Annotated in this window: 12 protein-coding genes; 6 read left to right on the forward strand and 6 right to left on the reverse strand. The window is 67.1% G+C overall.

Annotated elements, in window-relative coordinates; all coding sequences use genetic code 11:
- Positions 1 to 12: 12 nt before the first annotated feature.
- From AB0L70_RS36170 to AB0L70_RS36180, 3 genes are read right to left on the reverse strand one after another with little or no spacing between them, the layout of a single operon-like run.
- Positions 13 to 1,014 carry an MBL fold metallo-hydrolase gene (locus AB0L70_RS36170; protein WP_363691343.1) on the reverse strand — a complete coding sequence of 334 codons (1,002 nt, stop codon included), beginning with the start codon at positions 1,012 to 1,014 and terminating at the stop codon, positions 13 to 15.
- A 13-nt stretch (positions 1,015 to 1,027) separates the two neighbouring features.
- Positions 1,028 to 1,831 (reverse strand): GNAT family N-acetyltransferase, encoded by an 804-nt coding sequence (locus AB0L70_RS36175; RefSeq protein ID WP_363691344.1) that lies wholly within the window; start codon positions 1,829 to 1,831, stop codon positions 1,028 to 1,030.
- Positions 1,828 to 2,829 (reverse strand): zinc-dependent alcohol dehydrogenase family protein, encoded by a 1,002-nt coding sequence (locus AB0L70_RS36180; RefSeq protein WP_363691345.1) that lies wholly within the window; start codon positions 2,827 to 2,829, stop codon positions 1,828 to 1,830. The genes AB0L70_RS36175 and AB0L70_RS36180 overlap by 4 nt, the downstream gene beginning before the upstream one ends.
- A gap of 130 nt (positions 2,830 to 2,959) precedes the next feature.
- On the opposite strand from AB0L70_RS36180, the gene AB0L70_RS36185 reads away from it, so the two are divergent.
- Complete coding sequence (locus AB0L70_RS36185) at positions 2,960 to 3,871, forward strand: AraC family transcriptional regulator (protein WP_363691346.1); 912 nt, start codon at positions 2,960 to 2,962, stop codon at positions 3,869 to 3,871.
- Positions 3,872 to 3,941: 70 nt separating this feature from the next.
- On the opposite strand, the gene AB0L70_RS36190 is transcribed toward AB0L70_RS36185, so the two are convergent.
- Entirely contained in the window at positions 3,942 to 4,400 is a 459-nt protein-coding gene (locus AB0L70_RS36190; RefSeq protein ID WP_363691348.1) for a carboxymuconolactone decarboxylase family protein, read from the reverse strand.
- A 267-nt stretch (positions 4,401 to 4,667) separates the two neighbouring features.
- Here AB0L70_RS36190 and AB0L70_RS36195 point away from each other — a divergent pair, with 267 nt between their 5' ends.
- The 5 genes from AB0L70_RS36195 to AB0L70_RS36215 all read left to right on the forward strand — a co-directional run bounded on the left by AB0L70_RS36195 (position 4,668) and on the right by AB0L70_RS36215 (position 10,206).
- Positions 4,668 to 5,603, forward strand: coding sequence for a hypothetical protein (locus AB0L70_RS36195; RefSeq protein ID WP_363691349.1), 936 nt, complete (start codon positions 4,668 to 4,670; stop codon positions 5,601 to 5,603).
- A 102-nt stretch (positions 5,604 to 5,705) separates the two neighbouring features.
- The gene (locus AB0L70_RS36200) at positions 5,706 to 6,041 is read left to right on the forward strand and encodes a YciI family protein (RefSeq protein WP_363691350.1); all 336 of its coding nucleotides are present in this window, start codon (positions 5,706 to 5,708) and stop codon (positions 6,039 to 6,041) included.
- 80 nt (positions 6,042 to 6,121) lie between these two features.
- The gene (locus AB0L70_RS36205; protein WP_363691351.1) at positions 6,122 to 8,077 is read left to right on the forward strand and encodes a glycoside hydrolase family 43 protein; all 1,956 of its coding nucleotides are present in this window, start codon (positions 6,122 to 6,124) and stop codon (positions 8,075 to 8,077) included.
- Between the two features lie 77 nt (positions 8,078 to 8,154).
- The gene (locus tag AB0L70_RS36210; RefSeq protein ID WP_363691352.1) at positions 8,155 to 9,027 is read left to right on the forward strand and encodes an LLM class F420-dependent oxidoreductase; all 873 of its coding nucleotides are present in this window, start codon (positions 8,155 to 8,157) and stop codon (positions 9,025 to 9,027) included.
- A 78-nt stretch (positions 9,028 to 9,105) separates the two neighbouring features.
- Positions 9,106 to 10,206, forward strand: coding sequence for a nucleoside hydrolase (locus tag AB0L70_RS36215; protein WP_363691353.1), 1,101 nt, complete (start codon positions 9,106 to 9,108; stop codon positions 10,204 to 10,206).
- Here AB0L70_RS36215 and AB0L70_RS36220 read toward each other — a convergent pair.
- Both AB0L70_RS36220 and AB0L70_RS36225 read right to left on the reverse strand, forming a co-directional pair.
- Positions 10,178 to 10,999, reverse strand: coding sequence for an NADPH-dependent oxidoreductase (locus AB0L70_RS36220; protein ID WP_363691355.1), 822 nt, complete (start codon positions 10,997 to 10,999; stop codon positions 10,178 to 10,180). The genes AB0L70_RS36215 and AB0L70_RS36220 overlap by 29 nt on opposite strands.
- Positions 11,000 to 11,013: 14 nt before the next feature.
- Positions 11,014 to 12,039, reverse strand: coding sequence for an aldo/keto reductase (locus tag AB0L70_RS36225; RefSeq protein WP_363691379.1), 1,026 nt, complete (start codon positions 12,037 to 12,039; stop codon positions 11,014 to 11,016).
- Positions 12,040 to 12,296 lie beyond the last annotated feature (257 nt).

The raw sequence follows: 12,296 nt of genomic DNA on the forward strand, positions 1-12,296 counted from the left end.
GTCTGTCCAGATCTACTTGGGCGATCTGCCGGCCTCGAGCAGCCGGTAGATCGCGAGGATGTTGAGTTTGTGCAGGTTGTGGCACAGGGCAAGGAACTGGTCGACCACCTGCTGCCGCGGCAGCTGGTACGTCGCCAGCCCGGCGAGCAACCGCGGATCCAGGCCGTCGTCGAACGGGGACGGGCACTGCTCGATCGTCTCCTCGACCGTGCGGCCCGAATCGTGCAGCCGGGTCACGTCTGCGCGCAGGCGATCCAGGTAGTCGATCAACCAGGTGATCGACTCGGGACCGTTGCCCATCGGGCCGTGTCCCGGAACGATGGTCTCCAGGTCCGGCAGTGCCTTCCGCATCGCGGACAGGGATTCGATGTAGGGCTCCGGACCGCCCTGCAGGAGCATGTGCGCCGTACCAGCCGCGCAGAGGAAGTTGCCGGTCCATGCGATCTTTGCCTCAGGCACGTATACGACGGTGTCGCCGGGGCCGTTGCCCGGACCGAAGTGCCACAGCTGCACCGTCCGCCCACCGAGGTCGACCTCCGCGAACGACTCGAAGACGACGTCCGGCAGACGCCAGACCTGGTCCGCGTCGAGCAGCCCCTCGTCGCCGTACATGTTCCCTGAGCGGATCTTCTTCTCGAAGTCCAGATCGGACATGTTCGCCTTGTTCGAGCGCGACGAGATCACCGTGATCTCGGGTGGGAACGCCGCGTTCCCGAAGGTGTGGTCGCCGTGGTAGGTCGTGTTGGCCAGATACCGCACCGGACGATCGGTCAGCTCGGTTGCCAGGTCCTGGATCTGCCGCGAGACATCCGAGGTGATGCCCGCGTCGACGATCAGGGCCGACTGTTCGCCGACGATCAGACCGTTGTTGTCCTTCGGCGGCAGGTTCGCCATCAGCGCCAGCACGCCCGGAGCCAGCTCCTGTGGCAGCAGCTTCAGGCCGACCGGACTCAGGTTCGGTCCCTGGTAGCCGGTCGGCCGCTCGGCGATCTCCCGCTCGGGAATGTGATTCACACGAATCTCCTTGTCAGGCTGGGGTATGGACGTACGGCGTCGTGGTGGTGACCGCGACGAAGCCGAGGCGTTGCAGAATCGGGGAACTGTCGTCCGACGCGTCGACGTACAGGTACTGGTAACCGAGGTCGACCGCACGGGCAGCGCGGATCGCGACCAGCGCCTTGTAGATACCCCGGCCACGCCACTCGGCGAGCGTCGAACCGCCCCAGAGACCGGTGAAGTCGGTGCCCTTCTTGTAGACGGCCCAGGCCGCGGACACCACCTCCCCCGCGACCTCGGCGACATAAATCTCGATCTGCCCGGCGGCTTGGCGCTGGACGAGATCGTCGGTGAGCCAGGACCAGTCCTGGTCCCACACAACCGACTCCATCGCCGCGATCCGTTCGATGCTCGCGCGATCGTGAACCGGTCGAAGGGTGACACCGGCAACGGACTCCCGACCGCGCAGCCGATCTGCGATGTCGATGCTGTCGGCAACTAGGACGGTCTCCTGATCCTCCGGGACGAATCCCGCCGCACGGAGCCGGTCCGGCAGATCCACCGGGACGTCGTGGCCGCGATACTTCCACTCGACCGCCTGTCCCTTCGCCGCGAAGAAGTCACGCTGGCGGGCGATCAGTGCGTCCACCTCGCCGTCTTCCAGACCGGCGAGAGACCGATAACTCACCATCCCGCGATTCGCGAACTCGATCCGGATCACCGGCCCGTCCACACTCGAGGGCGCCTGCCCGGTCTCACTCGCACCACGCAACTGCGCGTCATACGCCGCAAGCCACCGGACCTCGCCGGGACCAGGCTCCGGGAGGCCGCTCAACTGTGGTTCACGGTCAGGACGACCTTGCCGAGTTGCGCGTTGGCTTCGAGGTAGCGGTGCGCCTCGACGACCTCGGTCAGGTCGAACGTGCGGTCGATCACCGGCGACAGCGCCCCGGAGCGAAGCCCCGCGGTGACGAACCGCTTCGCCCGCTCGAGCCGGGCATCGTCGGCCATGGTGACCTCGGTGAAGGCGTACGTACGAACGTTGCGCGCACGGAAATCGGGATGCACCGGCAACGGCATCGGCGCCGGATCCAGCCAGCCGTAGACGACCAGCGAGCCGCCCGGAGCGACCGTCTGGATCACGGTGTTCAGTCCCGCCCCACCGACCGCGTCGATCGCGAGCGCCACCCCCGCGCCGTTCGTGGCGGCGAGAACCTCTTTCACGACGTCCTGGCTCTCGGTCACGACGACGTGCGCGGCGCCGGCATCCAGCAGTCGCTGCCGCTTCGCCTCGGTGCGGGTCGTCACGATCGGAATCGCGCCGATGCTGTTCGCGACCTGGATCGCCGCGATCCCGACGCTGCTCGACGCGCCTGTGATGAGGACCGGCGCCGCCGGCGCGAGTCCGCCGAACTCGAGCAGCATCCCGTACGCCGTCGAGTACGCCATCCAGGTCGCCGCAGCGTGCGGCGCATCGACCGTGTCGGGATGCCGCACCAGCGCTCGCGCCGGCAGGATCGCCATCTCCGCGTACGTCGCGAAGTCGGTCATCAGGAACGTCGGCAGCGCACTGACCACATCGCCCGGCACGAAGTCGTCGACCTCGTCGCCGACCGCGTCGACGACACCGGCTGCTTCGTACCCGAGTCCTGATCCGGGCAGCGCCGGCGGATAGATGTAGGTCCCCTCGCGGAAGTTGGTCTCGGCCCGGTTGACCCCGATCGCGTCGACGCGCAGCCGCACCTCGCGCGGCCCGGGATCGCCGACCTCGACGTCCTCGATCCGCAGCACCTCGGGCCCACCCAGCCGATCGAACCGAACGGCTCTCGTCATCTCGTTCCTCCTGGTACGCCGGCCCCGGCGGCCAGCCTCAACAAGCAGGCTAGGGACCTGTCCGCTGGATGCTCAATAAGTGTTTGTCTTGGATGACTTATTCATCGTCTTGACGTTCTACACTCCTGGTATGGATGTACTGACCGATGCGATCGCCGCGATGCGCACGGGCCGACCGCATTCGAAGCGCCATGTCCTCGCCGCCCCGTGGGGGATGCACTTCCGCGACTACTACGGCGCCGCGTTCCACGTCGTACTGCAGGGCTCGTGCTGGCTGCTGCCGCCGGACGACGCCGCACCGATCCGGTTGGGAGTCGGCGACGTCGTCTTCCTCCAGCACGGCGCGCCACACGCTCTGGTCGACCATCCCGACACTCCGGCCCGGCCGTTCGATCCGGCCCGTGAGGTCCCGACGCCGAGCGTCGACAGCTCGGCGACCGTTCTGCTGTGCGGCGCCTACGTCCTGGATACGGCGCGACCACATCCGCTCTTCACCGCCGTGCCTCCGGTCATCCACCTTCCGGCCAAACTCGGTCAGCGCGACTCGCTCCGGGCTGCCGTTGGCCTGCTCGGCGACGAACTGTTGACGCCTCGGCCGGGGGCGACCGGGGTCATCGGGGCATTCATCGACACGCTTCTGCTCTACATCCTGCGCACCTGGTTCGAGGAGCAGGCCCAAGAAGTCCCGGCGGCGGGATGGGCGCTCGCCTTGCAGGATCCCGCGGTGAGCGGCGCCCTGGACGCCATCCACCAGGCGCCCGAGCGAGACTGGACCGTGGCCGATCTGGCGGCGTCCGCCGGTCTCTCGCGCGCCGCGTTCGCCAGCCGTTTCTCCACCTTGGTCGGCCGTCCGCCGATGAGCTACCTCGCCTGGTGGCGTATGACGACCGCCGCCCGGCTCCTGCGCGAGTCCGACCAGCCGCTCGCCACCGTCGCCCGGCAGGTCGGTTACGGCTCCGGCATCGCGCTGGCCACCGCCTTCAAACGCGAGTACGGCGTCACCCCCGGCCGCTACCGCACCGGCCTGGTCACCGCTCACTGAGAGCACATAGGGCACGCCGCGGCGAGGAGTGGGGATCCTCGCCGGGGCGGCCGCGTGCGTACCGTGAATCTCAGTTCCAGGTGGCGCCGGCAGGCTCACGGATCGTGGTGTTCAGTCGGTTGAACAGGTTGGTGATGCCGATCATCAGGATGATCGCGGCCAACTGCTGCTCGTCGAAGTGATCCGCCGCGTCCGACCAGATCTCGTCGGTCACCGCCTCCGGGTTGTCCGCCAGCCGGGTCGCCGCCTCGGCCATCGTGAGCGCGGCCCGCTCGGCGTCGGTGAACAGGTCCGACTCGCGCCAGGCGACGAGCTGCAACAGGCGGTCGTCGCTCTCACCGGCCTTCCGTGCGCTCTTCACCCCGGCGTCCACGCATGGGCTGCAACCGTTGATCTGGCTCGCCCGTAGATGCACGAGCTCCAGGGTGGTCTCCGGGACACCGCCCTTGTGCATCGCCTTGTAGATGTTCTGGATCCCCGTCATCGCGTCCGGAAGGACCATGGCGGGATTCTTCATCCTGGCAGTCATCGTGTTGTTCTCCGTTGATCCTGATCGAAATGGTTCGCCACACTGACGCATCCCACGAAGAAAAGGTGACAGCCCGACTGTTTCAGAACGATGACGGTTGCCTTCAGGTATGAAGGTGGCCGGTGACATTTAGTTGCTCATGACAAGGAGATGGCCGGTTCGGTGCGGCTGTGCAACTTTTGTGGGCTTGGCCGCATCTAGCGGGTAACGATCTGCTGCCGGCACGGAGCCTGCAACCTGGGGGGTCAGGTCACAAGGGGTTGCGTCATGCGCGGTAAGGACAGGCTTGTTCGTAGAAGCTCGGTAGTACTGGGTGCGGCCGCAGTGTTGGCCGCCGGCTTGTTTCCCGGCGCCGCGGACGCTGTGCCGACGACTGCCCGCGATGCGAGCGCCGGCAAGTGCACGATGGATCTGGGGTCGGTCACGGCCGGCGGCGACCACCGGTCGCAGCGCATCACCGCGAACTCACCTCCGACGCGAACCGACGACCATGTTGTCGCGGCCGATCCGTTCGACGGTCAAGTACGGCTGAGCGGCTCGATGTACGCCTCCCCGGATCCGCGCGGGGTTTACGTCGCCGGCCACGTGATCATCGGCTCGACCGTGGTCTACAACGGCTACACGCTCGTCGGGGGCCACGAACTCGACCGGGGCTCGTTCGTCCGCGAGGTCGACGGCGGCGACTACGGTGACATCGTCGCGTTCGGGGAGTCTCGCTATCGAGAAGGGACCTCCGTTCCGCGTACGGCGATGTACGGCCTGCGCGGCGACGGCGTACTGCTCAGATGGACCTCCACCAGCGGAGGTTGGCAGGTGACCGGCACGTCCCCGGGCTTCGCGGCGGTGAAGACGATGACGTTGATCAGCAAGTCCAAGACCTACGACACGTTCCTCGCGAACACCCGCGGCGGCGCCCTGTACACGATCCACATCCCGACGACGGCACCGATGAAACCAGTGGTCAAACCGGTCCGCAGCCGGACCTGGCAGGGCTTCGAATTCCTCGTTGCGACGAAGTGCGGCAACCAGGGCACGCTGCTGCTCGGCATCGACAAAGACACGCAATCGGCCTACCTGTACGCCGTCGGCCACGCCAACGGCACCGCGACAGTCATCCAAGGCCTCGGCAAGGTCCCCGGCACCTTCAACGACCCGACCTACTTCCGGTGGGCCACTCCCACCGACCCGCTCGTAGGCGAGTAGCGAACGAGATCTTGGCGGGCGGTGTCGGATCGGGTCGCTCTTGTTCGTAGCAAGGGTGAACGGCAGCCCAGGAGGGCGGCCCGAACCGGAAGGATGATTGCTATGCGGTACTTGCTCTCCGTCGTGGACAACGAGTCGACCTCAGCCAGTCCGGCCGAGCACGACGGCGATCCCGTCGGTGCGTTCAACAGCCGGCTGAAGGCGAACGGCCACTGGGTCTTCGCCGGCGGCCTGGCCTCGCCCAGCGCCGCGACCGTCATCGACAACCGGCGCGACGAGGTGGTCTTCACCGACGGTCCCTACCTCGAGTCGAAGGAGTATCTCGGCGGCCTGTGGATTCTCGAGGCGCCCGATCTCGGCACGGCACGCGAGCTGGCGGTCGAGGCGTCGAAGCACTGCGACCGCCGAATCGAGCTACGCCCCTTCCGGGACGAGTAACCAGGGCACCAATGGTTGCGTAAACATGGCTGCCGTGGTGGTATGCCCGGATCGCCCCGCTCGAGGTGAGGACACCGCCCATGGACCTTTCCCGTAGTCGATTCGGCCGCAAGCTCCTGATTGCCCTGTGCGCTGTGCTGACAGTCGCCTTCCTGGCCGCACCAAGCAGCTCGGCATCATCCGGCAGCACCTCCACTTACCACTCCTTCCGTCCCGGTCAGCCGTGGCTCGACCGCAGTAGCAAGGTGATCCAGGCGCACGGCGGTCAGGTCGTGCCCGCGACCGACCACACCGGTCGCCGGATCTGGTACTGGTACGGCGAGGACCGCAGCAACGGCTACTTCGACAGCCCCGGCGTACACGTGTATTCGTCGTACGACCTCTACAACTGGACCGACCGCGGGCTCGCGCTCCGCGCGATGAGCTCGCAGGACCAGTTCGAGACCGACAAGTACTTCGCCAAGCTCTACAAGCACTACACGCCCGCCCAGAAGGGCATGGTCTGGCGGGACCTGTCGACGAACGCCGTCCGGACCGACGGCTGGGCGGCGCCGTCGATCCTCGAGCGTCCGAAGGTGATCTACAACCGCTCCACCCGCAAGTGGGTGATGTGGGTTCACTCCGACGGGCCGTCCTCGCCGACCAGTACGTCGACCTACGCGCGAGCCGAAGCCGGGGTCGCGATCTCGGACTCGCCGTTCGGCCCGTTCCGCTGGACCGACTCGTACCGGTTGAACCGCGTCCCGAGCGACTCCGTCCCGTGGTGCGGGACCTCCCCCGCGTTCGACCCCGCCGGCGGGATGGCCCGGGACATGAACCTGTACGTCGACGACGACGGGACCGGGTACATCGTCTACTCGTCCGAAGAGAACCGGACGATGTACATCTCCAAGTTGAACCGCGCCTACACCTACCTGTCCGCCCGACCGGAGAACGCCGTACCGGGCAAGGACTTCGTCCGCACACTCGCCTGCAACCAGCGCGAGGCTCCGGCGCTGTTCAAGGTCGCCGGCACCTATCACCTGATCACGTCCGGAGCGACCGGATGGGACCCGAATCCCGCGCGCGACGCGACCGCGACCAGCATCCTGGGTAGCTGGACCGACCGTGGTACACCGATCACCGGGCCCGGCGCGGCCGACACCTACAGGTCGCAGAGTACGTCGGTGATCCCGATCGATCCCGCGCGGAACCGCTTCGCGTTCATGGGTGACCGATGGACGCCGGACGAGCTGGCCAACGCGCCGTACGTCTGGATGCCGATGAGCTTCGGCGAGGGCGGCAGTCTCACGATCGGGCCTGACCAGGAGTGGTCGCTGGGCGATCTCGCGCCGTACCAGCCATGGACCGTGCAGACCACTATCCCGGACCACGTCCCGCTCGGTGGCACCAGCACGCTGCCGACCCAAGTCGTCGTGAAGACCGGATCCCGGACTCGCAGCATGCCCGTGACCTGGAATGCGGCCGATGTCGCACAGGCCGGTCCGGCAAAGGTCACTGGCACACTCTCCGACGGACGGACCTTCACGCGTCCGGTGCTCGTCGTACCCGACGGTCTGCGGTACGTCGTACACGCTGGCGGCGCCACCACCGCGGACTGGACCCGGCTGACCCAACTCTCGGCGCTACTGAACTCGGCGCCCGACCAACCGCTGGGTGTCGATCCCACGACCGGGACCACTTGGGGCTACACGGGCGACAGCGCACCGGCCGGCGACGCGAACGGCGACCTCTACACGGCCTTGCGTTATGCGAAGAACCATGAGCCGCTCGTGTACACCTTCACCGGTCTGCCGCCAGGAACGTACTCCGTCCACGCCGGCTACTACGACCCCTGGCCGTGGGCGAACCGCGCCGCGCAGGTCACCGTGAACGGCACGGTCGTCGACCAGGAGCGACTCTTCACGAGCACAGGCACCGCCACCCGGTACGGCGGCATTGTGGTCGGCGACGACGGCCGGATCACCCTGACCATCACACCGACGAGATCCCCAGATATCCAGGTCAGCTGGGTGATGGTTGCCGAGGACAACTAGCACGGAGCGCCGATCGATTGAATCCGGTTGCCCGCGGGTGTTAGGTGGAGAGGACATCACTTCGGAAGGACACCCGGATGGAACTCGGTCTGCAGATTCCTGACTTCACCTGGCCGAACGGCGCGGCTGCGCTCGGACCGGAGCTCGCGGCCGTCGCCCGCACGGCCGACCAGGCCGGTTTCGGCTACCTGGCGGTGATGGACCACTTCTTCCAGATCCGCGGCGTCGGGCCTGCGGAGAACGACATGCTCGAGGCGTACACGACGCTCGGATTCCTGGCCGCTCACACCGAACGCACCAAGCTGCTCACGGTGATCACCGGCGTGCACTACCGGCAGCCGGGCCTGCTCGCGAAGGCCATGACCACGCTCGACGTACTGTCCGGTGGCCGCAGCATGATCGGGCTCGGCGCCGGTTGGAACGAGGAGGAATCGCGCGGGCTGGGCTTCCCGTTCCCGCCGGTCGCCGAGCGGTTCGAGCGGCTGGAGGAGACGCTGCAGTACCTGCTGCAGATGTGGTCGGCCGATGACGGCCCGTTCCAGGGCAAGCACTACCAGGCCGAGCGACTGATGAACGTCCCGCAGGCGCTCAGCAAGCCGCATCCGCCGATCATGGTCGGCGGTGGCGGCGAGAAGAAGACGCTGCGCCTGGTCGCGAAGTACGCGCAGGCGTGCAACTTGTTCAACACCCCGGATCTCGAACACAAGCTCGACGTGCTCAAACAGCATTGCGAACGCGAGGGCCGCGACTACGACGAGATCACCAAGACCGTCTATCACCTGATCGATACCGGCGAGAACGGCGAGAAGACCGGCGAGCTGATCGACGAACTCGGTCGCCTCCACGGGCTCGGCTTCAGCGCGGCCATCGGTATGGTCCCGCAGGTCCCGCGCCTCGACGTACTGGAGCGCATCGGCTCCGACGTCATCCCGGTCGCAGCAGCCTTCTGAGCCATTCCGGTTGAAAGCGTTCTGAAAGGGACGTCGACGAGACTCGGCACCTCCATCGGTTCGACCCTGGAGTTGTCGATGACACGAGCCATGCCCGGCGTACGGACGTCGCGTTTCTGGAGGACTGTTGCCGCACTGGCGGCTGGGGCACTGTTGAGCGTCGGATTGGCCCCGGCTGCCACGGCGGGACCGGTCGGGCACCGGCCCGTTCCGGTTGTGTACGACAGTGATCTGGACTTCGACGACGGGTCGACGCTCGCGTTCCTCTGTCAGGCGCACAAGCAAGGCCGGATCGAGCTGCGCGCCGTCACGGTGACGAACAACGGCATCGGTACGGCGGGCCGGTCGTTGACGCATGCGCGGACGATTCTCGAGAAGTGCGGTCTGCCCCGGGTTCCGGTGGCCGATGGTTCACCGACTGGTGTGCATCCGGCCCCGCCGGAGGCGCGGGAGACCTTCGAACGTGTCCTGACCGGAGCGCTTGGGGACGCCGATCGACCCAATCAGCCGTCGTCGTTGACCGCGGCACAGCTGATCGCCAAGTCAGTTCTCAGTTCACGTGAGCCGGTGACGGTGCTGGCGACCGGTCCCGTCAGCAACGTGGCCGCGGCGCTGCGCGAGAACCCAGGGGTCGCGCGGAGGATCGCGTCGCTCTACATGATGGGCGGGGCTTTCGACGTACCGGGCAATCTCTTCGGCTCGACCACTGGAGGGTTCGACAACACCCAGGAGGTCAACCTCTGGATCGACCCGATCGCGGCCGATCAGGTGTTCCGAACGATGCCCGCTGGCCGGGTCCGGATCGTCCCACTCGACGCGACGAACCATGTGATGATCACCCAGGCATACGTCGATCGGCTCGGGGCTTCCGCCCGTACGGTCGAAGCCCGGCTGGTCCACGCGATCCTGACCCAGCCGGACCTGCCGCCGCTCATCGATCTCAACATCATGTTCTGGTGGGACGCCCTCGCCGCCACCTCGCTCGTCCGCGGCCCACGCGACGATGTCGTCCGCTACCGCCTGCGCCCCGTCTCCGTCGTCCTCGACGGGCCTTCCTCAGGCCGCACGATCGACACTCCCAGTGGCACACCTCAACTGGTCGGCTACACCGCCGACAGCACCTGCTTCGAACACACCTTCACGTCCACCCTCAACGGAGGGGGAAGCCTTGGGTGTTGAGGGCTTGGCGGAGGTGTTCCCGACCGTTGAGGCCAGTGATGCTGCCGAAGCGGGTGGCGACTCGGTCGATCCAGCCGGCGCGTAGGCCGGCGCGGGAGTAGAAGTCGTTCAGGGTCGCCTCGTAGGCCTCGACCTGGGCTGCCTGCGGACCCAGCTCGTAGCGCTCGTGATGGAGAACGGCCTGCTGTGGGAGGCGCGGTTTGACCGCGGTCTCGGCGATCCGGTCCGGATGACCGACCGTCAGCCCGAACACCGGGAAGACGTGCGGCGGCAGGCCGAGTTCGGCGGCGACATCGAGCGGGCGGTTGCGGATCGCGCCGACGAACACCGTCCCGAGCCCCAGTGACTCGGCCGCCAGCGAAGCGTTCTGGGCAGCGAGCGCGACATCGACGAACGCCAGTACGGCGGCCTCCACAAAGTCGGCGCCCTCCGCGGTCGCGGCCCCGAGCTCGGTCGTCACCTGCCGGGCGCGGGCCAGATCGGCCAGCCAGATCAGGAACAGCGGCGCCTGCCGGATGAAGTCCTGATCACCGGCAAGGGTCGCGAGCCGGGTCCGGCGGTCGTCCTCGCGGACGGCGACGACGCTCCACAACTGCAGATTGCCCGAGGTCGGTGCTGACTGCGCCGCGGCGACCAGCGCGGTCAGGGCCTCGTCGGAGACGGGATCGGGACGGTAGCTACGCACCGAGCGGTGGTCGAGCTGACGGGCGATCACCTCCGACCACACCGAGGGTGGATCGAACGGCAGCTCCGAGCCGTACCGGAGCCGGAACGACGTGTCTGGCGAGGTCATGTCTCTCCTGGGGATCAGGTCCGCTGGGCGGTGCCATGGATGCCATGGCGATCGATCTCGGCGAGATCTTCGTCGGTCAGCGGCGGGAAGGCGAGAGCGGCGACGTTGTGGTCCAGCTGCGCGGTCGAGCTCGCGCCGATCAGTGCGGTCGTGATCTCCGGCCGGCGCAGCACCCACTGCAGCGCGAGTTGCGCGAGCGATTGACCGCGTTCACCGGCGAGCTTGTTCAGCGCGGTGGCCCGTTCGCGGTAGACGTCGTTGATCTGATCGGGCTTGAGGAAAGCGGACGCGGCCGCACGCGCATCGGCCGGGATGTTCCCGTCGAGGTACTTGTCGGTCAGCAGTCCCTGCGCCAAGGGGCTATAGGCAACGAGTCCGAACCCGTCGGTCGCCGCGAGCTCGAGCAGCCCACTGGTCTCCGGCGTCCGGTCGAAGATCGAGTACCGCGGTTGATGCACCAGCAGCGGTACGCCGGCAGCCCGCAACAGCTCGGCCGCCTCGTGGGCTCGATCGGTCGGGTAATTCGAAACCCCGACGTACAGCGCTTTGCCCTGCTGGATCGCGGTCACCAGCGCACCGACGGTCTCCTCGAGCGGGGTCGAGGGATCGGCACGGTGATGGTAGAAGATGTCGACGTAGTCGGTGCCGAGGTCGCGCAGACTGTGGTCGAGCGACGTCAGCAGCGACTTGCGTGATCCGCCTTGCAGGTAAGGGCTCGGGCCGATCGGGTTGCCGGCCTTCGTGGTCAGGATCAGCTCGTCGCGGTACGGCGCGAGGTCGGTGCGGAGGACCTGCCCGAAGAAGGTCTCGGCAGCCCGGAACGGCGGACCGTAGCGGTTCGCGTTGTCGAAGTGGGTGATGCCGAGGTCGAACGCGTGCAGCACGATCTCGCGCTGCCGATCGGACGGGTAGTCCGCCCCGAACTTCTGCCAGAGCCCCAGCGACAACGCCGGGAGTACGAGCCCGGACCGGCCGGCCCGCCGGTACTCGATCCGCTGATAACGCTCGTCGTCCGCACGGTAAGCCGTCACAGCAACAATTCTTCCCGAAGGCAACCGGGCCACTGGACTATGTCCACGATGCGGATCAATGGACTAATAGTGCAGTTCTTCAGTTGAGATAGCCGACAATGAACTATCACATCGAGCGTGGCAGGAGAGTCAGGAGGGCGGCGAACTGGGGTCCATCGAGGACGACCTGGAGCGGGCCATCAGCCGCCGTGGTCATCCTCCGCCGGCCTTCCAGCCGGTGGAGACGCGCGCGGACCGTCAAGTCAGCGATCTGCAGGCGGCGGCCG

Origin of the sequence: Kribbella sp. NPDC051952 (assembly GCF_040680855.1) — a bacterium.
In the GTDB taxonomy this organism is placed as follows: Bacteria; Actinomycetota; Actinomycetes; order Propionibacteriales; family Kribbellaceae; genus Kribbella.

What these genes read in the sequence shown, in the direction of transcription:
- AB0L70_RS36180 (WP_363691345.1), bottom strand. Translation starts at nt 2,829, where the DNA reads ATGACGAGAGCCGTTCGGTTCGATCGGCTGGGTGGGCCCGAGGTGCTG.
- AB0L70_RS36185 (WP_363691346.1), top strand. Translation starts at nt 2,960, where the DNA reads ATGGATGTACTGACCGATGCGATCGCCGCGATGCGCACGGGCCGACCG.
- AB0L70_RS36190 (WP_363691348.1), bottom strand. Translation starts at nt 4,400, where the DNA reads ATGACTGCCAGGATGAAGAATCCCGCCATGGTCCTTCCGGACGCGATG.
- AB0L70_RS36195 (WP_363691349.1), top strand. Translation starts at nt 4,668, where the DNA reads ATGCGCGGTAAGGACAGGCTTGTTCGTAGAAGCTCGGTAGTACTGGGT.
- AB0L70_RS36200 (WP_363691350.1), top strand. Translation starts at nt 5,706, where the DNA reads ATGCGGTACTTGCTCTCCGTCGTGGACAACGAGTCGACCTCAGCCAGT.
- AB0L70_RS36205 (WP_363691351.1), top strand. Translation starts at nt 6,122, where the DNA reads ATGGACCTTTCCCGTAGTCGATTCGGCCGCAAGCTCCTGATTGCCCTG.
- AB0L70_RS36210 (WP_363691352.1), top strand. Translation starts at nt 8,155, where the DNA reads ATGGAACTCGGTCTGCAGATTCCTGACTTCACCTGGCCGAACGGCGCG.
- AB0L70_RS36215 (WP_363691353.1), top strand. Translation starts at nt 9,106, where the DNA reads ATGACACGAGCCATGCCCGGCGTACGGACGTCGCGTTTCTGGAGGACT.
- AB0L70_RS36220 (WP_363691355.1), bottom strand. Translation starts at nt 10,999, where the DNA reads ATGACCTCGCCAGACACGTCGTTCCGGCTCCGGTACGGCTCGGAGCTG.